At 74.4% G+C, this 21,863-nt stretch carries 22 protein-coding genes and 3 tRNA genes; 20 read left to right on the forward strand and 5 right to left on the reverse strand.

The features are described from left to right. Positions 1-65 precede the first annotated feature (65 nt). Positions 66-1,364 (forward strand): class I SAM-dependent methyltransferase, encoded by a 1,299-nt coding sequence (locus KMZ30_RS11375; RefSeq protein WP_308279632.1) that lies wholly within the window; start codon positions 66-68, stop codon positions 1,362-1,364. Then, on the forward strand, positions 1,364-2,158 hold the full coding sequence (locus tag KMZ30_RS11380) for a DUF1295 domain-containing protein (protein WP_215512171.1): 795 nt from the start codon (positions 1,364-1,366) through the stop codon (positions 2,156-2,158). Before KMZ30_RS11375 ends, KMZ30_RS11380 begins: the two co-directional genes overlap by 1 nt. 24 nt (positions 2,159-2,182) lie before the next feature. Here the strand turns inward: KMZ30_RS11380 and KMZ30_RS11385 are convergent, their stop codons facing one another. Both KMZ30_RS11385 and KMZ30_RS11390 read right to left on the reverse strand, forming a co-directional pair. Continuing rightward, complete coding sequence (locus KMZ30_RS11385; protein ID WP_215512170.1) at positions 2,183-2,611, reverse strand: DUF2177 family protein; 429 nt, start codon at positions 2,609-2,611, stop codon at positions 2,183-2,185. A gap of 34 nt (positions 2,612-2,645) precedes the next feature. After that, a complete protein-coding gene (locus KMZ30_RS11390) occupies positions 2,646-3,893 on the reverse strand; it encodes a DUF445 domain-containing protein (RefSeq protein WP_226901991.1) in 1,248 nt (415 codons plus the stop codon). A 53-nt stretch (positions 3,894-3,946) separates the two neighbouring features. On the opposite strand from KMZ30_RS11390, the gene KMZ30_RS11395 reads away from it, so the two are divergent. From KMZ30_RS11395 to KMZ30_RS11425, 7 genes are all read left to right on the forward strand, one after another. Next, on the forward strand, positions 3,947-5,383 hold the full coding sequence (locus tag KMZ30_RS11395) for a GuaB1 family IMP dehydrogenase-related protein (RefSeq protein WP_215512169.1): 1,437 nt from the start codon (positions 3,947-3,949) through the stop codon (positions 5,381-5,383). A gap of 95 nt (positions 5,384-5,478) precedes the next feature. After that, the gene (locus KMZ30_RS11400; protein ID WP_215512168.1) at positions 5,479-6,690 is read left to right on the forward strand and encodes a cysteine desulfurase-like protein; all 1,212 of its coding nucleotides are present in this window, start codon (positions 5,479-5,481) and stop codon (positions 6,688-6,690) included. Between the two features lie 75 nt (positions 6,691-6,765). Further along, entirely contained in the window at positions 6,766-7,821 is a 1,056-nt protein-coding gene (locus tag KMZ30_RS11405) for a PHP domain-containing protein (RefSeq protein WP_215512167.1), read from the forward strand. Further along, positions 7,818-8,222 (forward strand): GntR family transcriptional regulator, encoded by a 405-nt coding sequence (locus KMZ30_RS11410; RefSeq protein ID WP_308279631.1) that lies wholly within the window; start codon positions 7,818-7,820, stop codon positions 8,220-8,222. The genes KMZ30_RS11405 and KMZ30_RS11410 overlap by 4 nt, the downstream gene beginning before the upstream one ends. A gap of 120 nt (positions 8,223-8,342) precedes the next feature. Beyond that, positions 8,343-8,415 (forward strand) — tRNA-Glu (locus KMZ30_RS11415). Positions 8,416-8,433: 18 nt separating this feature from the next. Continuing rightward, positions 8,434-8,507, forward strand: a tRNA-Asp gene (locus KMZ30_RS11420). Between the two features lie 49 nt (positions 8,508-8,556). Continuing rightward, positions 8,557-8,633: transfer RNA gene (locus tag KMZ30_RS11425), tRNA-Phe, on the forward strand. Between the two features lie 117 nt (positions 8,634-8,750). Here the strand turns inward: KMZ30_RS11425 and KMZ30_RS11430 are convergent. From KMZ30_RS11430 to KMZ30_RS11440, 3 genes are all read right to left on the reverse strand, one after another. Then, positions 8,751-9,506 carry an ABC transporter permease gene (locus tag KMZ30_RS11430; protein ID WP_215520013.1) on the reverse strand — a complete coding sequence of 252 codons (756 nt, stop codon included), beginning with the start codon at positions 9,504-9,506 and terminating at the stop codon, positions 8,751-8,753. Next, the gene (locus KMZ30_RS11435; protein ID WP_215512165.1) at positions 9,503-10,507 is read right to left on the reverse strand and encodes an ATP-binding cassette domain-containing protein; all 1,005 of its coding nucleotides are present in this window, start codon (positions 10,505-10,507) and stop codon (positions 9,503-9,505) included. The genes KMZ30_RS11430 and KMZ30_RS11435 overlap by 4 nt, the downstream gene beginning before the upstream one ends. A 143-nt stretch (positions 10,508-10,650) precedes the next feature. Further along, on the reverse strand, positions 10,651-11,292 hold the full coding sequence (locus KMZ30_RS11440; protein ID WP_215512164.1) for a PadR family transcriptional regulator: 642 nt from the start codon (positions 11,290-11,292) through the stop codon (positions 10,651-10,653). A 102-nt stretch (positions 11,293-11,394) separates the two neighbouring features. On the opposite strand from KMZ30_RS11440, the gene KMZ30_RS11445 reads away from it, so the two are divergent. From KMZ30_RS11445 to KMZ30_RS11495, 11 genes are all read left to right on the forward strand, one after another. Next, on the forward strand, positions 11,395-12,267 hold the full coding sequence (locus KMZ30_RS11445; RefSeq protein ID WP_215512163.1) for a DUF72 domain-containing protein: 873 nt from the start codon (positions 11,395-11,397) through the stop codon (positions 12,265-12,267). Between the two features lie 43 nt (positions 12,268-12,310). Beyond that, positions 12,311-13,108 carry a GntR family transcriptional regulator gene (locus tag KMZ30_RS11450; RefSeq protein WP_215512162.1) on the forward strand — a complete coding sequence of 266 codons (798 nt, stop codon included), beginning with the start codon at positions 12,311-12,313 and terminating at the stop codon, positions 13,106-13,108. Positions 13,109-13,352: 244 nt separating this feature from the next. Continuing rightward, entirely contained in the window at positions 13,353-14,117 is a 765-nt protein-coding gene (locus tag KMZ30_RS11455; RefSeq protein ID WP_226901960.1) for a sulfite exporter TauE/SafE family protein, read from the forward strand. A gap of 74 nt (positions 14,118-14,191) precedes the next feature. Continuing rightward, the gene (locus KMZ30_RS11460; protein ID WP_215512160.1) at positions 14,192-15,550 is read left to right on the forward strand and encodes an MBL fold metallo-hydrolase; all 1,359 of its coding nucleotides are present in this window, start codon (positions 14,192-14,194) and stop codon (positions 15,548-15,550) included. 108 nt (positions 15,551-15,658) lie between these two features. After that, entirely contained in the window at positions 15,659-16,267 is a 609-nt protein-coding gene (locus KMZ30_RS11465; protein ID WP_308279629.1) for a rhodanese-like domain-containing protein, read from the forward strand. An 80-nt stretch (positions 16,268-16,347) separates the two neighbouring features. Beyond that, a complete protein-coding gene (locus KMZ30_RS11470) occupies positions 16,348-16,860 on the forward strand; it encodes a histidine kinase (RefSeq protein ID WP_215512159.1) in 513 nt (170 codons plus the stop codon). A gap of 83 nt (positions 16,861-16,943) precedes the next feature. Further along, the gene (locus tag KMZ30_RS11475) at positions 16,944-17,795 is read left to right on the forward strand and encodes a DUF4097 family beta strand repeat-containing protein (RefSeq protein ID WP_215512158.1); all 852 of its coding nucleotides are present in this window, start codon (positions 16,944-16,946) and stop codon (positions 17,793-17,795) included. 53 nt (positions 17,796-17,848) lie between these two features. Next, positions 17,849-18,805, forward strand: coding sequence for an ATP-binding cassette domain-containing protein (locus KMZ30_RS11480; protein ID WP_215512157.1), 957 nt, complete (start codon positions 17,849-17,851; stop codon positions 18,803-18,805). Next, complete coding sequence (locus KMZ30_RS11485; protein WP_215512156.1) at positions 18,802-19,620, forward strand: ABC transporter permease; 819 nt, start codon at positions 18,802-18,804, stop codon at positions 19,618-19,620. Before KMZ30_RS11480 ends, KMZ30_RS11485 begins: the two co-directional genes overlap by 4 nt. Before the next feature lie 165 nt (positions 19,621-19,785). Beyond that, entirely contained in the window at positions 19,786-20,937 is a 1,152-nt protein-coding gene (locus KMZ30_RS11490; RefSeq protein WP_215512155.1) for a lysylphosphatidylglycerol synthase transmembrane domain-containing protein, read from the forward strand. Beyond that, positions 20,889-21,857 (forward strand): aldo/keto reductase, encoded by a 969-nt coding sequence (locus KMZ30_RS11495; protein WP_215512154.1) that lies wholly within the window; start codon positions 20,889-20,891, stop codon positions 21,855-21,857. The genes KMZ30_RS11490 and KMZ30_RS11495 overlap by 49 nt, the downstream gene beginning before the upstream one ends. Positions 21,858-21,863 lie beyond the last annotated feature (6 nt).

A 21,863-nucleotide genomic window follows, 5' to 3' on the forward strand; every position in this document is an offset into this window, starting at 1 on the left:
CCGACGGGCCGGGCGCTGCAGCCAGCGCCCGGCCTTCCCCTACCCCCCACACCCCAGGAGCCCCCGTGACGCTGACCGACCGGAGCACGACGAGCACCTCGACGCAGGGGCTCGCCCCGCGCATCGAGGCCGCCCTGCGACCCCTCCTCGCCGGCCCCCTGCCGGTGCGGCTGCGGGCCTGGGACGGCTCCGAGGCCGGCCCCGAGGGCGCCATGCTCGTCGAGCTGCGCTCGCCCCGGGCCCTGACCCGCCTCCTCTGGCACCCGGGCGAGCTCGGCGCCGCGCAGGCCTACGTGACCGGTGAGATCGAGGTGCACGGCGAGATCGGCGACGCCCTCGACCTCGTCCGCGAGACCGTGGCGGCGCGCAGCATCCCGCCGCTCACCCCGGCCCGCGTCGCGCGGATGCTCCCCGACCTCGTCCGGCTCGCCCGCGACGCCGGGGCCCTCGCCCGCCCGCCGGCCCCGCCGGCGACCCAGGCCGTCATCAAGGGGCGGCTGCACTCGCTGGCCCGTGACCGCGCCTCGATCAGCCACCACTACGACCTCTCGAACGAGTTCTACGAGTTCCTCCTCGACCCGCACATGGCGTACTCGTGCGCGTTCTACGCCGACGGCCCGCAGATGCCGCTCGTCGACGCGCAGGCCGCCAAGCTCGACATGGTCTGCCGCAAGGTCGGCCTCCAGGAAGGCATGCGCTTCCTCGACGTCGGCTGCGGCTGGGGCTCGCTGTCGCTCTACGCGGCCGAGCACTTCGGGGCGCACGTCACCGGCGTGACGATCGCCGCCGAGCAGAAGGCGTTCATCGACGAGCGGATCCGCGAGCGCGGCCTCCAGGACCGGGTGCAGATCCGCCTCCAGGACTACCGCGAGGTGCACGACGGCCCGTACGACGCCGTGGCGTCGCTCGAGATGGGCGAGCACGTCGGCGAGAAGAACTACGACACCTACGCCGAGGTGCTGCACCGCAACGTCAAGCCCGGCGGGTACGTCCTCGTCCAGCAGATGTCGCGCTTCCGCGGTCACCACCCCGGCGGCGGCCCGTTCATCGAGCAGTTCATCGCCCCGGACATGACGATGCGTCCCGTCGGCGACACCCTGACCTTCCTCCAGGGCGCGGGCTTCGAGGTCCGCGGCGTGCACGCGCTGCGCGAGCACTACGTGTGGACGGTCGAGGCCTGGCACCGCACCCTCGAGGAGAACTGGGACCGCGCGGTCGAGCTCCTCGGCGAGGAGGGCGCGCGCGTCTGGCGCCTCTACCTCGTCGGTGGGGCGCAGGCGTTCCGCGACAACCGGATGGGCGTCGACCAGCTGCTGCTCCGTCGCACCGGCGGCCCGGCCGTCGTCTCGGACCCCGCGCGCTGATGGACGGCTTCTCCGGAGGGACGCTCGGCGTCGTCCTCGTCGCGTCCGCCCTCACGTCGCTCGTGGCCATGGCCGCCACGGCGCTGTGGTCGAAGCGGGTCGGCAAGTACGCGGTCGTCGACATCACGTGGGGCCTGGTCTTCGTCGCGATCGGCTGGGTCGCGTACCTCGCCGGTCAGCACTCGGGTCGCTCGCTGCTGCTCGCCGTGCTCGTCACCCTCTGGGGTGGCCGGCTGGCGTGGCACATCCGCGGGCGTGCGCTCGGGCAGGGCGAGGACCCGCGCTACGCGAAGATGCTGTCGGGCGTCCCCGAGGAGAAGCGGTTCCGCACCGCCCTGGTCAAGGTCTTCGGCACCCAGGGCGCGGCGGCGTGGTTCGTGTCGCTGCCGCTGCAGGTCGCCGCGGCCACCGACTCCGCCCTCGGTTGGGTCGCGGCGCTCGGCGTCGTGGTCTGGCTCGTCGGCGTGACCTTCGAGTCGGTCGGCGACGCCCAGCTCAAGGCGTTCAAGGCCGACCCCGCCAACAAGGGCAAGGTCATGGACCGCGGCCTCTGGGGCTGGACTCGCCACCCGAACTACTTCGGCGACTCCGCCGTCTGGTGGGGCATGTGGGTCGTCGCGGCCGAGGCGTGGCCCGGGGTGCTCACCGTGCTCTCGCCGGTCGTCATGACCTACTTCCTCGCCTTCGCGACCGGGGCCCGGCTGCTGGAGTCCGAGATGGCCAAGCGTCCCGGCTACCCGGAGTACCAGGAGCGCACGAGCATGTTCTTCCCGCTCCCGCCGAAGAAGAAGTGAACGCTCGCCCTGCGCCGCCGCCCGTCAGCGGCGGCGCAGGGTGACGCCCAGCGCGACGGCGGCGGTCACGGTGCACAGCACCGTCCCCCACGCGATGTCGACGAGGACGACGACGAGCGGGAAGTCCCGGAAGACCGCCATCGAGGTGAGGTCGAAGGTCGCGTAGGTGACGACGCCGAACGCCGCCGCGTCGCGCACGCCCCGCCGCACCGAGCCCGCCGCGAGCGCCGGCCGGACGACGAAGTGGACGAAGCCGAGCAGGTAGACGACGTAGAACGCCACTGCCGCGGCCATGTTCGGCTTCTCCGCGAGCAGGTGGCCGATCCGGTCGTCGTAGAGCGTGCCGGAGCCGGTGGTCAGCCAGACGGCGTCCAGCACGGCGAAGACGAGCGCGCTCAGGCCAGCGGCGGTGAGCAGCAGGCGGGTCGGCGGGGTGGCGGCCTCGGCGGTCATGCGTCCCAGCATCCCAGCCGGGCGCCCGCCGGGGTCATCCGAGCAGCTGCGCGACCGCGTGGATGACGAGGCCTGCGAGGGCGCCGACCACCGTGCCGTTGATCCGGATGAACTGGAGGTCACGGCCGACGTGCAGCTCGATGCGCTCTGAGGCCTCGCGGGCGTCCCAGCGCTCGACGGTGACGGAGATGACCTCGGCCAGCTCCTCGCCGTAGGTCGAGACGACGAACGAGACCGCCTCGCCGAGGCGCGCCTCGGCGACGGCCTTCCACTCCGGGTCGTGCTCGAACCGGGCGCCGAGGTGCTCGAGCAGCTCGTCGCCGCGGGTGTGGAAGTACGAGTGCTCGTCGTCCATCGCCGTCTCAAGCGAGGTGCGGAACGAGCGCCACAGCCCGACCGCGGTCTCCGTGGCCTGGGGATGGGTGAGCAGGCGCTCCTTGAGCGACTCGGCGCGCGCCATCACGTCGGCGTCGTGCTGGAGGTCGTGGGCGAGCCGGCGCAGGAGGTCGTCCAGGGCGAGCCGCGCCGGGTGGCGCGGGTCGCGGCGGATCTCGCGCAGCCAGGCGAGGACCTGGTCGTAGGTCCACGTGATGACGCGGTCGTCGAGCCACGGCGGGGTCCACCACGGCGCCTTGCTGCCGAGGACGTCGGCGTAGGTGCCGGGGTTCTCGCGCAGCCAGTCGTGCAGCTGCTCGAGGCCGAGGTCGACGAGCCCGTGGTGGGTGCTCTCCTCGACGACCCCCTCGAGGAGCGCGCCCGCGATCGGGCTGACCGGCTCGCGGACGAGGCGGGGCACGAGGACGTCGGCGACGAGGGAGCGCACCTCGTCGTCGGTGAGCCGGCCGAGGCCGGCGCGCGCGACCCGGACGACCTCGGTGAGGACGCGTCGGCGGTTGCGCGCGACCCCGAGCCAGCGGCCGAGCCGGCCGGTGACGTCGGCCGCCGCGAGCCGCTCGCGGGCGATCTCGACGGTGAGGAAGTTCTCGGTGACGAACTCCTGGAGGTTGCGCCCGATCTCGTTCTTGCGCCGCGGGATGATCGCCGTGTGCGGCACCGGCAGCCCGAGCGGGTGCCGGAAGAGGGCGGTGACGGCGAACCAGTCGGCGAGCGCGCCGACCATCGCCGCCTCGGCCGCGGTGTTGACGTAGCCCCAGACGCCGCCGTGGTCCAGCCGCAGCGTCGCGAGGAAGACGACCGCCGCGAGCAGCAGGAGGGACAGCGCGACCAGGCGCATCCGGCGCAGCGCCGTGCGGCGCCGCGCGTCGGCCGGGGACTCCGCCATGAGGCTCACCCGGCCGATCCTGCCCCATGGCCCCGCGCGCCTACGCTGGACCCGTGCAGTTCCTCAACGGCCTCATGCCCCAGCTCGACCTCACCTACGACGACGTCTTCATGGTGCCGAACCGCTCGTCGGTCACGAGCCGGCTCGACGTCGACCTCGCCAGCACCGACGGCACGGGCACGACGATCCCCCTCGTGGTCGCCAACATGACGGCGATCGCCGGCCGCCGGATGGCCGAGACGACCGCCCGCCGCGGTGCGCTGACCGTCATCCCGCAGGACATCCCCGTCGAGGTCGTCCGCGAGGTCATCGCGTGGCAGAAGTCGCGCCACCTCGTCTACGACACCCCGATCAGCCTCGCGCCGACGACGACCGCCGGCGAGGCGCTCGTCCTCCTCCACAAGCGCGCGCACGGCGCGGCCGTCGTCGTCGAGGGCGACCGCCCGGTCGGCATCGTCAGCGAGACCGACCTCACGGGGGTCGACCGGTTCACCCAGCTCGCCGACGTCATGGTCCGCGAGATGGTGACCCTCGACGACGGCGTCGACGTCGAGAAGGCCTTCGACGTCCTCTCGCACGCCCGCCGCCGACTCGCCCCGGTCATCGCCCCCGACGGCACGCTCGTCGGCCTGCTGACCCGCGCCGGCGCCCTGCGTGCGCACCTGTACTCCCCCGCGGTCGACGCGTCGAACCGCCTGCGCATCGCGGCAGCGGTCGGCATCAACGGTGAGGTCGCCGAGCGGGCGCAGGCCCTCGCCGAGGCCGGCGCCGACGTCCTCGTCATCGACACCGCGCACGGCCACCAGGAGAAGATGATCGAGGCGCTGCGCCAGGTGCGCTCCCTCGACCTCGGCGTGCCGGTCGTCGCCGGCAACGTCGTCTCCGCGCAGGGCACGCGCGACCTCATCGAGGCGGGCGCCGACATCGTCAAGGTCGGCGTGGGACCGGGCGCGATGTGCACGACACGGATGATGACGGCGGTCGGCCGCCCCCAGTTCTCCGCGGTGCTCGAGTGCGCCACGGCGGCCCGCGAGCTCGGCAAGCACGTCTGGGCCGACGGCGGTGTCCGCCACCCCCGCGACGTCGCGCTCGCCCTGGCCGCCGGCGCGTCGAACGTCATGGTCGGCTCGTGGTTCGCCGGGACGCTGGAGTCCCCCGGCGACCTCTACACCGACGAGCAGGGCCGCCAGTACAAGGAGTCCTTCGGGATGGCCTCGGCCCGGGCCGTGCGCAACCGCACCGCCACCGAGAGCGCGTACGACCGCGCCCGCAAGGCCCTCTTCGAGGAGGGCATCAGCAGCGCCCGGATGTACGTCGACCCCGCGCGCCCGAGCGTCGAGGACGTCATCGACCAGATCGTCGCCGGCCTGCGCAGCGCGTGCACCTACGCCGGCGCGCGCTCGCTCGAGGAGTTCCACGAGCGGGCGACGGTCGGCATCCAGAGCACGGCCGGCTTCGCCGAGGGACGGCCGCTGCACACCTCCTGGTGACCCACCGCCGCGGTGCGCGCCCACCCCTCGGACAGCCGGTCATCGGCCGGGAGGGCGCGCACCGTGCGGCGCCGCCGATGGGCGAAAATGACGGCATGGCCTATGACGTCGAGCGGATCCGTTCCCACTTCCCGTCCCTCGTCGAGGGGGCGGCCCACTTCGACGGCCCCGGCGGCAGCCAGGTGCCGGACGTCGTCGGCCGCGCCGTCGCCGACACGCTGACCTCGGCCATCTCCAACCGGGGCGTCGTCACCTCGTCCGAGCGCCGGGCGGACGCGGTCGTCGTCGCCTACCGGCAGGCGATGGCCGACCTCCTGGGCGCCGACCCGCGGGGCATCGTCCACGGCCGTAGCGCCACCACGCTCACCTACGACCTCGCCCGGGCGATGGCCAAGGGCTGGGGCCCCGGTGACGAGGTCGTCGTCACGCGGCTCGACCACGACTCGAACATCCGCCCGTGGGTCCAGGTCGCCGAGGCGGTCGGCGCGACCGTGCGCTGGGTCGACTTCGACCCGGAGTCGGGCGAGATGCCGACCTCCGCCGTCGAGGCGGTGCTCAGCGAGCGCACGCGGCTCGTCGCGACGACGGCGGCGGGCAACCTCACCGGCACCCGGCCCGACACCGCCGCGATCTCGGCGGCCGCGCACGCGGTCGGCGCGCTGCACTGGGTCGACGGCGTGCACGCCACCGCGCACGTGCCGGTCGACGTCGCCGCGCTCGGCGCCGACGTGTGGACCTGCTCGCCGTACAAGTTCCTCGGGCCGCACTGCGGCGTCCTCGCGGCCGACCCGGAGCTGCTGGAGTCGCTGCACCCCGACAAGTTGCTGCCCTCGAGCAACGACGTGCCCGAGCGCTTCGAGCTGGGGACGCTCCCCTACGAGCTGCTGGCCGGTACCACGGCCGCCGTCGACTTCCTCGCCGGCCTCGACGACCTCGACACGCCCGTGACGCCCGAGGACCGGCGGGCCCGGCTGCGCGCGTCGATGGCCGCCCTCGAGAAGCACGAGGAGGGGCTGCTCGCGCGCCTCGAGCCGGCGCTGCGCGGTCGCCGAGGGGTTCAGGTCTGGTCCAACGCCGCCCGCCGCACGCCGACCCTCCTCTTCACGGTGACCGGCCGCGACCCACAGGACGTGCGCCGGACGCTGGCCAGCCACGGCGTCAACGCCCCCGCAGGCAGCTTCTACGCGCTGGAGTGCAGCCGCCACCTCGGCCTCGGCGACGCGGGTGGCGTGCGGGTCGGCCTCGCGCCGTACACGAACCGCCAGGACGTCGACCGGCTGCTCAGCGCGCTCGACGACGTCTGCTGACGCCGGCGCACCACCGGTCGGACGGGGCCGTCGCGTCCCGTCCGGCCGCGCCGCGGCTGTGACAGCATCGACGGCATGGTCGCCCTGCTCGAGCCGCTGGAGGCTCCCGTCGACCCCGTCGACGCGCTGCGCCGCATCGCCTTCCTGCTCGAGCGCACCCGCGCCGGCACCTACCGGGTCGAGGCGTTCCGCAACGCGGTGAAGCGCGTGAGGGCGCTCGACGGCGACGAGCTGCGCGAGCGCGCCTCTGCCGGAACGCTGCAGGAGCTCGACGGCATCGGGAAGTCGACGGCGGGCGTCATCGCCGAGGCCGTGGCCGGCGAGGTGCCGGAGTACCTGGCGTCGCTCCAGGAGAAGTCCGGCGGCCCGCTCGTCGACGGCGGCGAGGACCTCTACGGGATGCTCCGCGGCGACTGCCACCTGCACTCGGACTGGAGCGACGGCGGCTCCCCCATCGACGAGATGGTGCTGACCGGCGTCGAGACCGGGCACGCGTGGATGGTGCTGACCGACCACAGCCCGCAGCTGCGCGTGGCCAACGGCCTGACGGTCGAGCGGCTGCGGCAGCAGCTGAAGATCGTCGACGGCGTGAACCGTTCGCTCGCAGGCCAGTTCACACTGCTCAAGGGCATCGAGGTCGACATCCTCGACGACGGCTCGCTCGACCAGACCGACGAGATGCTCGGCCGCCTCGACCTCGTCACCGCGTCGGTGCACAGCAAGCTGCGGATGAACGCCGACCCGATGACGCGGCGGATGGTGGCCGCGGTCTCGAACCCGCGCGTCAACGTGCTGGGGCACTGCACGGGACGGCTCGTCACCGGCTCGCGCGGCACCCGCCCGCAGTCCGAGTTCGACGCCCGCGCGGTCTTCGAGGCCTGCGCCGAGCACGGCACGGCCGTCGAGATCAACAGTCGGCCCGAGCGCTGCGACCCGCCGGACGAGCTCGTCACGCTCGCGCTGGAGATCGGCTGCCTCTTCAGCATCGACTCCGACGCACACGCTCCCGGGCAGCTGGACATGAAGGCGTACGGGTGCGAGCGGGCCGAGCGGCTCGGCGTGCCGGCCGAGCGCGTCGTCACGACGTGGGAGGTAGAGCGGGTGCTGGAGTGGACGGAGGCCGGGCGGTGAGCGGGCGCGTCACGACCGCCCTCGACGGCGTGCTGCGTGTCGAGCACGACGGCGCGCGACCGCCGTTCGACCAGGTGCGCAGCCAGCTGGCCGAGGCCGTCGGTGACGGGCGGCTCGCCGAGGGCACGCGGCTGCCGACGGTCCGCGGCCTCGCCGAGGAGCTCGGCCTCGCCGCCAACACCGTCGCGCGGGCCTACAAGGAGCTCGAGGCCGCCGGCCTCGTCGTCACCCGGGGACGCCTCGGGACCCTCGTGGCCCCGGGCGCCGGCGGGGACCGGAGCGACGGGGACCCTGCGATGCGGCTCGCCGCGGCCGACTTCGCCCGCGCCGCGCGGGCCGCCGGGCTCGCCGACGAGGCGGCCGTCGCGCTCGTCCGGGACGCCCTCGGGCACCTGCGCTGACGCCCCTCCGGCCCCGGTCGGACCCCGTTTTGGTGGTCGCGAGAATCTCCCCTATGCTTTCGGAGTCCTCGACGGATCCGATCCCGGGTTGTGCGACGGAGAGGGTCCGGCGAAGGTCGGGTCCCCATCGTCTAGCGGCCCAGGACCCCGCCCTTTCACGGCGGTAGCACGGGTTCGAATCCCGTTGGGGATACGGTCTTGCACCAGCCAAGGCCCCGTAGCGCAGTTGGTTAGCGCGCCGCCCTGTCACGGCGGAGGTCGCGGGTTCGAGTCCCGTCGGGGTCGCTCCTTCACGAGAGGGGCCGGATACGTCCGGCCCTTCCGTGCAGGTCCAGGCCAGGTAGCTCAGTTGGTACGAGCGTCCGACTGAAAATCGGAAGGTCGGCGGTTCGACCCCGCCCCTGGCCACCACCACGAGCCGCAGTCCGCACCCCGGGCTGCGGCTCCTGTCGTCTCCGGGGGCGCCGACGCCACTCCCTGCCGCTCGTCGACGGGGTGCGTGTGGGTCTCGGGCCGCAGACCGCCGGGTCAGGCGTTCTCCTTGCGGAAGGTGCGCGTCCCCCACCACATCGCGAGGGTGAACAGCGCGAGGGACCACACGGCGCCCCAGAGGAACGCGCTGTTCCCGAACTCGCCGAGGAACGAGGTGCGCACGCCGTCGACCACCCACCGGGTCGGCATGAAGTCGCTGACCTTCTGCAGCCAGTCCTTGCCGAGCGTCATCGGCAGGAGGATCCCCGAGAGCAGCAGCACCGGCATCATCACCGCGTTGATGACCGGAGCCATCACGTCCTCGCTCTTCGTGGTGAGCGCCAACGCGTTCGACGCCGCGGCGCACGCCCCACCCATGAGCAGCGTGATGAGGACGCCGAGTGCGGCCCCGCCGGCCGACGCGTCCATCCCGAGCACGTACCCCAGCCCGACGAGGGCGAGTGCCTGGGCGAACAGCTGGATCAGGTCGCGCCAGAGCCGCCCCATGAGGAGCGCGGTCCGGCTGGCCGGCGTGACGCGCTCGGCCTCGACGACACCGTCCCGCCACTCCGCGATGAGCCCGAACCCGGCGAAGAACGCCCCGAAGAGGCCGAGCTGGACGAGCATCCCCGGCACGAAGAAGGTCCAGCTGTTGGCGTAGCCGAACTGCGCGGCGAGGGGCTCGAGCAGCGGACCGAAGAGGAAGAGGTAGAGCACCGGCTGCATGAGTCCGATGACGACCCAGGTGGGGTTGCGCAGGTTCATCCGCAGCTGCCGGCGGAAGACGATGAAGGACTCGCGGAGGAAGGTCATGCGGGGGCTCCTGCGGGGGTGGGCTCGGTGGTCTCGGTGCCGGCCTCGGCGTCGCGCAGCGACCGGCCGGTGAGGGTGAGGAACACGTCGTCGAGGGTCGGGCGCTTGACCTCGAAGAAGGCGAGCTCGACACCGTCCGTGGTGAGGTCGCGCAGCAGCCTCGGGACCGCCTGGGCCGCGCGCGGCACGCGACCGCGGGCGTGTCGGCCCTCGACCTCGACGTCGGTCGCGATGGTGGCCAGCCGCGCGGCCGCGTCGGCGACCCGCTCGGCGTCGGTGACCTCGAGGTCGACGAGGTCGCCGGCGACCTGCGCCTTGAGGTTGTCGCTCGTGTCGGCGGCGACGATGCGGCCGTGATCGATGACGACGATCCGGTCGGAGAGCGCGTCCGCCTCGTCGAGGTAGTGGGTGGTGAGGAAGACGGTGGCGCCGCGCTCGGTGCGCAGGGCGCCGATGTGCTCCCAGAGGTTGGCCCGGGCCTGCGGGTCCAGACCCGTCGTCGGCTCGTCGAGGAAGACGAGGGTGGGGTCGTGGACCAGCCCCATCGCGATGTCCAGGCGTCGGCGCTGACCGCCGGACATCGACCTGGGCTGGCGGTCCCACATGCCCGGCAGGTCGAGCTGCTCGAACAGCTCGTGGCCACGACGGCGCGCGTCGGCCTCCGCCATCCCGTAGAGCATCCCGTGGTCGACGATCTCGTTGCCCGCGCGGGCGAAGCTGCCGGTGGAGCCGCTCTGCGAGACGTACCCGATGCGGCGGCGCACCTCGGTCGGCTCGCTCGTGACGTCGAACCCGGCGACGGTGGCGGTGCCGGCGGTGGGCCGCAGCAGGGTGGTGAGCATCCGCAGGGTCGTGGTCTTGCCCGCCCCGTTCGGCCCGAGGAAGCCGACCACCTCGCCCTCGGCGACGTCGAGGTCGACACCGTCGACGGCGCGCACCTCCGCCGTCCGGCGGCCCTCTCGGGTCCGGAACGTCTGGACGAGCCCGCGTGCGTGGATCATGGGTCCTCCTCGGTCGTGGTCAACGTTGAACACCGAGAGTATTCAACATTGACCAGTAGGGCGGCAACCCCTGACCGGGGCCGCCGTCGCACGGGTGGACCGCAGAGCCGCCGCCGACTCATCGGTCGTCGCGCAGGAGGTGGTCAGCCGCCCCGGATGATCTCCAGGTAGCGCGACCGGTCGGCGACCATCTGCACGCCGGGGTCGTCGGCCGCGGGCGCCCACGACATCTCGTCGCCGCGCAGGTCGAGCTCGCCGGCGCGGAGCCGACCGAGGAGGGTGACCAGCCACTCGCGCTCGGTCGCCGCCAGCCCCACCCAGAGGTCGGCCATGGCGTGGACGTTCGGGGGGATCCGCTCGGGCTCCGGGTAGATGTCGGCCTGGCGCCCGACCTCGGCATCGAGGGCGGCGAGGCGCGCGGTGAAGGCGTCGAGCGCCTCGTCCCGGTCCACGAGGCCGAGCAGCGAGAGCGCCGTGTGGAAGTCCAGCGGGCTCAGCAGGTCGACGGTCTCCGCCGCGGCCCGCCAGAGCCCGGCGAAGGCGTCGCGGCCCTGGGCGGTCGAGGTGTAGACGGCGACCTCCCGGCCGCCGTCGACCAGGTCGTGGCGGTCGAGGTGGCCCATGCGGGTCAGGGTCGCCAGCCCGGAGTAGATGGAGCCGGGGTTGACGTGGGCCCACTCGTCGACCCGCCACGAGAGCAGCTCGCGCCGGATCTGGTAGCCGTTGACCGGCTCGAAGACCATGACGGCACCGAGGAGCAGGAGCCTCGTCGCAGTCGCCGCCATGCCCGCAGTCTAGGGAGGCGGGTCGTGGAGGGACCACGGCCCGGCTCGCCCGCACGACGCGAGGGCGGTGTGGTCGTCGAGCCGTCCGGGTAGGTGCCCGACGTGACGGCGGACCAGGCGCGCGGAGGACGCATCCGCGTCGGGACGTCGGGCTGGACGTACCCGCGCTGGCGGGGCGACTTCTACCCCGGCGGCCTGGTGCAGCGCGAGGAGCTGCGGTACGCCGCCGAGCGGATGGGCGCCCTCGAGGTCAACGGCTCGTTCTACTCCCTGCAACGACCGACGACCTACGCCCACTGGCGGGAGCAGGTCCCCGACGGCGTCGAGCTCGCCGTCAAGGGAGGCCGGTTCGTCACCCACCTCAAGCGCCTGCGCGACGTCGAGGTGCCGCTCGCCAACTTCTTCGCCTCGGGCGTGCTGGCGCTCGGCCCGCACCTCGGCCCGATGCTGTGGCAGCTGCCCGAGCGGCAGGAGTACGACGCCGCGCTCCTGGCCGACTTCTTCGCGCTCCTCCCCCGGACCGTGGCCGACGCGGCCGCGCTGGCCCGGCGGCACGACGCCAAGGTCCCCGAGGACCGCGCCCTGACCCGGGCCCCGCACGGGCTGGCCGCGCGGCGCATCCGGCACGCCCTCGAGTTCCGCAGCGCGACGTTCTGCACCGACGAGGCGGCCGACCTGATGCGCCGCCATGACGTCGCGACGGTGGTCGCGGACACGGCCGGTCGGTGGCCGACGGCCGACGCCGTCACGAGCGACCTCGTGTACGTCCGCCTCCACGGCGACACCGAGCTCTACGCGAGCGGCTACTCCGACGCCGCCCTGGACCGGTGGGCCGAGCGCTGCCGCGGCTGGGCGCAGGACCACGACGTCGTCGTGTTCTTCGACAACGACGCCCGCGGCCACGCGCCCCACGACGCCCTGCGCCTCATCGCCCGCCTCGGCGACCTGCACGTCCCCGTCGTGCGGCGCTCCTGACCGGGAGGCAGCCGTGACGTCGCCCGGGCCTATCCTCGAGGGCATGGCACCCTCCACCGGCCGTGACGTCACGGCCGAGGGCCCGTCGCCGCGCCGGGAGCCCAAGTGGCAGGTGCTGCACCGGGACCTGCTGCGGCGCATCGGGGCGGGCGAGTTCGCCGACGGCTTCCCGGGGGAGCTGGAGCTGACGGAGCGCTACGGCGTCTCGCGGCACACCGTCCGCGAGGCCCTGCGCCGGCTGCGGGAGAGCGGCCTGCTCGACACCCACCGCGGCCGCTCCACCCGGGTGGCGGCGCGCAGCATCGAGCAGCCCCTCGGTGGTCTGTACTCGCTCTTCCGCGTCGTCGAGGAGCAGGGGCTGGAGCAGCGCAGCGAGGTCCTCGACCTCGGCATCCGCACGGACGCCCACGCCGCCCGCGAGCTCGGGCTGGCGCCCGAGGCCCCGCTGTTCCACCTCGAGCGCCTCCGCTACGCCGACGACCTGCCGCTGGCGCACGACCGCGTCTGGCTTCCGGAGGAGGTCGGTCGACCGCTGCTCGACGCGGACTTCGGCCACGCCGCGCTCTACGACGAGCTCGTGCGCCGCGTCGGGGTCCGCCCGAGCGGGGGCCGCGAGCGCATCGCGGCCGTCGTCCCGGACGACGCCCAGCGGCGACTCCTGCAGCTCGGCCCCGGCGTCGCCTGCTTCGCCGTAGAACGGACCGGCACCGTGCTCGGCAGCCAGCCGCTCGAGTACCGGCGCACCCTCGTGCGCGGCGACCGCTACGACCTGCTGACCTCGTGGACCCCGGGCGGCTTCCGGCTGGGCGCGGAGAGCCGCCCCGAGGACCCGGACGCCTGAGGCCTGACGCGCGCCGCCCCCTTCGTCGGCGCCTTCCGCCCTCGGCTGCCCGTCACCCGCGGCATCCCCCCGGGGGCGATCTCGCCATACCCATCTGGGTATAAGATGTACGGACAACTTGGCGAGACCCCGACCGAGAGGAACTTCCACGGATGCCCCCGCGCACGACCCCCGACACCTGCCGGACCGGGTGGGCCCACGGCGCCCCGGCGTCGGGTCGACCCGTCCCCGGGGGTGCGTGAGCATGCCGCTCGTCGCCGCTGCGCTCGGCCTCGCCGTCGGGCTCGTGCTGGGCTCCCTCGGCGGAGGGGGCTCCGTCCTCGCCGTGCCGGCGCTCGTCTACGTGCTCGGCGAGTCACCGCACGAGGCGACCACCGCATCCCTCGTCATCGTCGTGCTCTCGTCGCTGGCCGGGGTCGTCGCCCACGCCCGCGCCGGACGGGTCAAGGTGCGGGCCGGCCTGCTCTTCGGCCTCGCGGGCCTGGCGACGTCGGTCCTCGCCGCCCACTTCTCGGCCGGCCTGCCGGATGCCGTCGTCCTCGTCGGCTTCGCCGTCGTCATGCTCGCCGCAGCCGCCGTCATGTGGCGCTCCGCCGGCGGTCGGCGCGCCGCCGACTCACCCGCCCGGCCGGCGTCCGCCCTGCGCAGCGTGGTCGCGGGAGCAGGGGTCGGTGTGCTCATCGGCGTCTTCGGGGTCGGTGGCGGCTTCCTCGCCGTCCCCGCCCTGGTCGCGGCGGCCGGCTTCACCTTCGCCGACGCGGTCGGCACCTCGCTGCTCGTCATCGCGGTCAACTCCGCGGCCGCGCTCGCGACCCGGGCCACCGGCGCGCACCTCGACTGGGCGGTCATCGCCCCGTTCGCCCTCACGGCGAGCGTCGCCGCCGTCCTCGGGCAGCGCGTGGCCGCCCGGGTCCGCGCCCCCGTCCTGCAGCGCGCCTTCGCCGCACTGCTCGTGCTCCTCGCCGGCTGGGTCCTGCTCGACCAGCTGGTCCTCCACCCGTCCTCCTGACCCCTCTGTCCGGACAACCCGCCGGTCGCGCCGACCGGCCCCGCCCGACCTGACCCCTCCCGAAAGGTCCTCCGATGGTCCACATCCTCCAGATCGAGACGCCGAGCCTCGGCGACCGCAGCTACCTCGCGCACGACGGCGAGCTCGCCGTCGTCGTCGACCCACAGCGCGACATCGACCGCGTGCTGAAGCTCGCCGCCCGCGAGGGCGTCCGCATCACCGACGTCTTCGAGACGCACATCCACAACGACTACGTGACCGGCGGCTTCGCCCTCGCGCAGCAGGTGGGCGCGCGCTACCACGTCAACGCCGACGACACGGTCTCGTTCGAGCGCAACCCGATCCGCGACGGCGACGTCGTCGAGGTCTCCCCGACGATGTCGGTGCGCGCCATCGCCACCCCGGGCCACACCTTCACGCACCTCTCGTACGCCCTCCTCGAGGGCGGCGAGCAGCAGGCGGTGTTCAGCGGCGGGTCGCTCCTCTTCGGGGCCACCGGGCGTCCGGACCTCCTCGGTGCCGAGCACACGCACGCCCTCGTCCACCACCAGTTCGCCTCGGCGCACCGCCTCGCCGACGAGCTGCCCGACAGCGCGCGGGTCCTGCCGACCCACGGCTTCGGCAGCTTCTGCGCCGCGGGGGCCACGAGCGGCGCCGACAGCTCCACCATCGGGGACGAGAAGCGGGTCAACCCCGCCCTCACCCACGACGAGGAGGCCTGGGTGGCCGACATCCTCGCCGGCCTCGAGGAGTACCCGACCTACTACGCCCACATGGGCCCGGCCAACAGTGCCGGCCCCGACGCCCCGGGGCTCGACGCCGCTCCGGCCCGCGCCGACAAGGACGCCGTCGCCCGCGCCCTCGCCGCCGGCGAGTGGGTCGTCGACCTGCGCCACCGCACCGCGTTCGCCCGGGGCCACGTCCCGCGGACCCTGAACATCGGTCTCGACGGCCAGTTCTCGACCTACCTCGGCTGGCTCATGCCCTGGGGCAGCGCGCTCACGCTGCTCGGCGAGTCGCCCGAGCAGGTGGAGGAGGCCCGGCGCGAGCTCGTCCGCATCGGCGTCGACCGGCTCGAGGGCGCGGCCGACGGCGCGCCCGAGGACTGGACGGACGAGCCCCTGGCCTCGACGCCGCGGGCCACCTTCGCCGACCTCGCCCAGGTCCGCCACCACCGCGAGGTGTCCGTCCTCGACGTGCGCCGGAACTCCGAGCACGCCGCAGCCCACGTCGAGGGCGCCACGAGCATCCCGCTGCACGAGCTGCCGACCCGACTCGACGAGGTCCCCGACGGCGAGGTGTGGGTGCACTGCGCCGGTGGCTACCGCGCCTCCATCGCCGCCTCCCTGCTCGCGGCCGCCGGGACGCACGTCGTGCTCGTCGACGACTCGTTCGACGAGCACGCGCGCAGCGCCGGCCTACCCGTCGTCTGACACCGGCCGACGACCGATCTCCCCTCTGTCCGCACCACCTCCTCCGTCCCGACCGGCCGACGCCCCGCGGCGCCGGACGGTCACCCCTGCCCGGAAGGCCCCCCTCCCGTGACCTCTGCCGACACCACCCGACACCCCGCCGCCGTCGACGCCCCCACCCTGCGTGACTGGATGGACACCCCCGACCGCCCGCGCGTCCTCGACGTCCGGACCGCCGGGGAGTTCACGACGGCGCACGTGCCCGGCTCGTACAACGTCCCCCTCGACCTGCTGACCGAGCACCGCGACGAGCTCGCCGCCCACCTCGCCGAGGACGTCGTGCTGGTCTGCCGGTCCGGTGCCCGCGCCGGCCAGGCCGAGCAGGTGCTCGCCGAGGCCGCCGCCGACCTGCCGAACCTCCACGTGCTCACCGGCGGGGTCGTCGCCTGGGAGGCCGCCGGCGCGCCGCTCGTCCGTGGCGAGGAGCGCTGGGAGCTCGAGCGGCAGGTCCGCCTCGTCGCCGGCAGCATCGTCCTGCTCTCGGTCCTCGCCTCCCTCGTCGTCCCCGGGGCGGTGTGGGTCGCCGGGGCGGTCGGCGCAGGCCTGGCCGGCGCCGCCCTGACGAACACCTGCGCCATGGGGATGGCCCTCTCCCGGCTGCCGTACAACCGGCGCAACGCCCCGTCCCTCGAGCAGGTGCTCGCCGACCTGCGCAGCCCGGCCTCCCGGGGGCGCTGACCATGCCCTGACGCTTCCGTGACGCCGCGGTGGCGCCATCCCTCTTGCGGATGACGTCATCGTGGTGTCATAGTGGCGTCATGGACCTCACGCCCTACGTCGCCCGCCTCCAGCGCGACCTCGTCGTCGCGGCCCGGGCCGGGGGACCCGAGGCGGCCGAGCTCGCCGAGCTCGTCGCCGGCACCCTCGAGCCGTCCGCCCGGATGCTCCTCCTCGACGCCGTCGTCGAGGCCGCCGCCGAGGTGAGCGAGCGGCTGGCCCCGGGCTCGGTCGACGTCCGGATGCGGGGGCGCGACCTCGACCTCGTCGTCTCCACCGCCGTGCCCGACGTCGCACCGGCCCCGACCCCCGCCCCGGCCGCCGTCGAGACGGACGACGACGAGGCCGGCGGCACCGCCCGCCTGAGCCTGCGCCTGCCCGAGCGCCTCAAGCCACGCGTCGAGGAGGCGGCCGAGGCCGCCGGGATGTCCGTCAACGCCTGGCTCGTCCGCACGGTGGCCGCCGCGGTCGCCGACCCCTCCTCCTCGCCGACTTCGAGCCATCAGGTGCCGCCGGTGAGGACCGGCCAGCGCCACACCGGCTGGGTGCGCTAGCCCCCGCCATCGCGCCGGGGACCCACGCCCGGCTCCGCCAGAACCCCACAGCCACAGCCCGACCCGCCACGGGAGGATCCGCCATGCCCACGTTCAGCACCCCAGGACCGGTCACGCTCCACGTCGACGTGTCCGGCGCCGACCTCACCGTCCGGGCGTCCGCCACGGACGAGACCGTCGTCGACGTCCGGCCGCACAACCCCGGGCGCCAGGGCGACGTCGACCACGCCGCCGCCGTGCTCGTCGAGCACACGGACGGCCGCGTCGTCGTCCGGTCGCCACGCTCCGTGGCCGGCCGCCTCCGGGCCATGGTCGGCACCGGCGACCGCGCCGACATCGTCGTCGGGCTGCCGGAGGGCTCCGGCCTCGAGGTCCGCGGCTGGGGCGGCGTCCGCGCGACGGGGACCCTCGGGACGGTCGACGTCGACACCTCGATGGGCGACATCACGCTGGAGCACACCGGCGCCCTCCGCGGCCGCACGTCGATGGGCGACGTCCGCGTCGGCACGGCGCAGGGCCGGGTCGAGCTGCGCACGTCGGCGGGGAGCATCCGCGTCGAGGACGCCGGCGACGAGACGACCGCGCGGACGGCCGCCGGTGACGTCACCGTCGGCACCGGGCGCGGGCCGCTGCACCTCTCGACGACCGCCGGCGACGTCCGCGTCGAGCGGGCGGACCGCGGCATCACCGCCAAGGCCTCGGCCGGCGACGTCCGCGTCGCGGCCGTCCGCGGCGGCACGGTGAGCGTCGACAGCGCCTACGGGCGGGTCGAGGTCGGTGTCGCCGACGGCGTCGCCACGTGGCTCGACGTCGAGGCCCGCCACGGCACCGTCCGCAGCGACCTCGAGGCGAGCGGCCCTCCGGCCGAGGACGAGCCGACCGTCGAGGTCCGGGTGCGCGCCGGCTACGGCGACGTCGTCCTGCGGCGCGCCTGACCGCCCACCACCCACGCCCTGCCCACCACCCGGAACCGCTCGAGAGGACCAACATGACCAGCACCCCGGCAGTCGAGATCCGCGGCCTGCACAAGTCCTTCGGGGACCACGTCGTCCTCGCCGGTGCCGACCTCACGGTCGCGCCCGGGACCGTCCACGCGCTCCTCGGCCCCAACGGCGCCGGCAAGACGACGACGGTCAACATCCTCACGACCCTCGTCGCGCCGGACGCCGGCACGGTGGCGGTCCTCGGCCACGACGTCGCGCGCGAGCCTCGGCTCGTCCGGGCCTGCATCGGGCTCACCGGGCAGTTCGCCGCGGTCGACGACCTCCTGACCGCCCGGGAGAACCTCGTCCTCGTCGGCCGGCTGCACCACCTGCCCGCCGCCGAGGTGCGTCGACGTTCCGCCGAGCTGCTCGAGCGCTTCGGGCTGGCCGACGTCGCCGACCGCCGGCCGTCCACGTTCTCCGGCGGGATGCGCCGCCGCCTCGACCTCGCGATGGGGCTCGTCGGGCGGCCCAGCATCCTCGTCCTCGACGAGCCGACCACCGGCCTCGACCCCCGCAGCCGACGGTCCACCTGGGACGTCGTGCGCGAGCTCGTGGCCGAGGGCGTCACCGTCCTGCTGACCACGCAGTACCTCGAGGAGGCCGACCAGCTCGCCGACCACGTCTCGCTCCTCGACGGCGGGCGGGTCGTCGCCGACGGCACCCCGGCCGAGCTCAAGCGCCGCGTCCCCGGCGCCCACGTGCGCCTCACCGTGGCCGACCACGCCGCCCTCGACGCCGCGCGGCGAGCGGTGGGCGGCGAGCCCGACCCTGACGCGCTGACCCTCGACGTGCCGGGCTCCGGCGACGTCGCCGTCCTGCGCACGCTCCTCGACCGGCTCGACGACGCGCAGGTCCGGGTCGACGACCTCACCATCCGCACCCCCGACCTCGACGACGTCTTCCTGGCCCTCACCGGGCGCCCCACCCCCGCCGACCCGGCCGAGGAGGCCCTGCGATGAGCACCGTCAGCACCCCCGTCCCCACCCGCTCGCACCCGGTCGCCGACGCGATGACCATGCTCGGGCGGCAGCTGCGCCACGCCCGCCGCTACCCGGAGCTGACGGTCATCGTCCTGCTCGTGCCCGTCGTCCTGCTCGTCCTCTTCGTCCTCGTCTTCGGGGGCACACTCGGCGCGGGCCTCGGGCCGGTCGCCGGCGGCGGGCGCGGGACCTACGCCGACTACGTCCTGCCCGGCATACTCGTGATGACCGTCGCGTCGATCGCGCAGGGCACGTCCACGACGATGGCGATGGACACCACGCAGGGCATCATCGACCGGTTCCGGACGCTGTCGATCTCCCCCGGCGCCGTACTCTCCGGGCACGTGCTCGCCGCGACCATCCAGTCCGTGGCCTCGATGGCCGTCGTCACCGGCGTCGGGCTGACCGTCGGGTTCCGGCCCCGGGCGTCGCTCACCGACTGGCTGCTCGTCCTCGCCCTCCTCACGGGGCTCTCCCTCGCCGTGTCGTGGTTGTCGGTGGCGCTCGGGCTCGCCTCCCGCACCGTCGAGAGCGCGAGCAACTACCCGATGCCGCTCGTCCTCCTGCCCTTCCTCGGCAGCGGGTTCGTGCCGACGGAGTCGATGCCGGCCGGCCTCGCCTGGTTCGCCGAGCACCAGCCGTTCACGCCCGTCATGGACGCCCTGCGCGGCCTGCTCCTCGGCACCGGGGTGACGGCCGGGACCGCGTGGCTCGCCGCCGGCTGGTGCGTCGTCATGGCGGTCGCGGGCTGGTGGCTGGCCCGTCGGCTCTACGCCCGCCCGCGCCGGGCCTGAGCGCCGCGCGGGGCCGGCCGCGGGGGTGCGTGCGGAGCGGCGCCGCGCGCGACACGACCGCAAACCCGGGGCGACGCCGCCGCTCGCTCGCTACCGTGGGCCCGGGGTCGATGTCCGGGTCACCCCTGATGTGCGGGCAGGGGGAGGCACGCCACCGTGGTGACCATGACGAGGATGTGGGGTCCGGGGCTGCGGCTGGCCCTCGGGACGGCGGCCGCCGTCGTCGTGCTCGCGGTCGCGCTGCCGCGGGTGGCGGGGACGTCGTGGCAGCCCATCGCCCAGGCCCTGACCCATCCGAGCCCGCTGCAGCTGGGGCTCCTCACCGTCCTGTGGCTGGCCGGCCTCTGGGTGCACACCCCGTCGCTCACGGCGGCGCTGCCGGGCCTCAGCCACCGCCGGGCGCTCCTGCTCAACCTGTCCGGCTCGTGCGTCTCGAACCTCCTGCCGCTCGGCGGCGCCGCGGGCACGGTCGTCAACTGGCGGATGGCCCGGGGCTGGGGTTTCGGCTCCGCCGCCTTCGGACGCTGGGCGCTGGTGACCAACCTCGCGGACACCGCGGTCAAGCTGCTCCTGCCGGGGGTCGTGCTCTGCTGGTTCGCCCTGTCGGGCGACCGCGGCACCGCGCGCCTGGCGGTCCCGGGGGCGCTCGGCCTGCTTCTGCTCCTCGTCCTCCTCACCGGGGTCGTCCTCGTCGGGCGTGACGACCGCACCGTGCGGAGGGCCGGGCGCGCGCTCGACCGCCTCGCCGCCCGCCACCGCCGGGTGCCCGCGGCCCCGGAGGGCTGGGGCGAGCGGGGAGCCCGCTTCCGCGCCGAGAGCGCGGACCTCGTGCGGCGCGGCTGGGCGCGGATGCTCGGGGCGAAGGTCCTCTACGCGCTCTTCCAGGCCCTCCTGCTGTGGGCGTGCCTCGTCGTCGTCGGCGCGCCGTCGGCGCCGTTGCTCGTCGCGTCGGCCTTCGTCGTCGAGCGCCTGCTGTCGATGCTCGTCATCACGCCGGGCGCGACGGGGGTCGTCGAGGTCGGGATGGCCGGGGCCCTCACCGCGCTCGGCACCCCTGCCGCGCCGGCCGCCGCCGGGGTGCTGCTCTACCGCGCCTTCGTCGTCGGGATGGAGGTGCCGGTCGGCGGCCTCGCGCTCGGCGGGTGGTGGCTCGCGCACCGCCGCGCGGGTCGACGCGTCCACGGTGCGGTCGGCGTGCACCCGGCGCCGGCCGCGGAGGTGGTCGGGGCGCATGATGCGGTGAGCATCCCGACCGAAGGAGCACCTCGATGGAGTACACCCGCCTCGGCAGCACCGGGCTCACCGTCAGCCGGCTAGCGCTCGGCTGCATGAGCTACGCCGACGGCTCGCGCGGCTACCACCCGTGGGCTCTCGACGAGGAGGCGTCCGGAGCGTTCTTCCGGCAGGCCGTCGAGCTCGGCATCACGTTCTGGGACACCGCGAACGTCTACAGCGCGGGGACGTCCGAGGAGTTCGTGGGGCGGGCGATCCGGACCTACAGCCGGCGCGAGGACATCGTGCTCGCCACCAAGGTGCACGGCCGGATGCACGACGGTCCCGGCGGGAGCGGCCTCTCCCGCAAGGCGATCCTCGAGCAGGTCGACGCCTCGCTGCGTCGGCTGCAGACCGACCACGTCGACCTCTACCAGATCCACCGCTTCGACCCCGAGGTCCCCGTCGAGGAGACGATGGAGGCCCTCCACGACGTCGTGCGCGCCGGCAAGGCGAGGTACATCGGGGCGTCGTCGATGTGGGCCTGGCAGCTCGCGACGATGCAGCACGCTGCCGACCTGGGCGGGTGGACCCGCTTCGTGACGATGCAGGACCAGTACAGCCTCCTCATGCGCGAGGAGGAGCAGGAGATGTTCCCCCTGCTCGAGCACCAGGGGCTCGGCGCGCTGCCGTGGAGCCCGCTGGCGCGCGGGCGGCTCGCGCGGCCGTGGGGCGAGCAGACCGGGCGGTCGGACACCGACGAGTTCGGCAAGCGCCTCTACCAGGACGGCGACGGCGAGATCGTCGGCGCGGTCGAGGCCGTGGCGCGCGAGCGCGGGGTGGCGATGTCGACCGTCGCGCTGGCGTGGGTGCTGCGCAACCCGGTCGTCACCGCCCCGATCGTCGGCGCCACCAAGCCGCACCACCTGCCGGACGCCGTCGCCGCGCTCGACCTCGAGCTGACGGACGACGAGGTGGCCGCTCTCGAGCGTGCCTACACGCCGCGGCGGCCGACGGGCTTCTGACCGCCG

The organism is Phycicoccus mangrovi, from assembly GCF_018729305.1.
Lineage (GTDB): Bacteria > Actinomycetota > Actinomycetes > Actinomycetales > Dermatophilaceae > Phycicoccus > Phycicoccus jejuensis.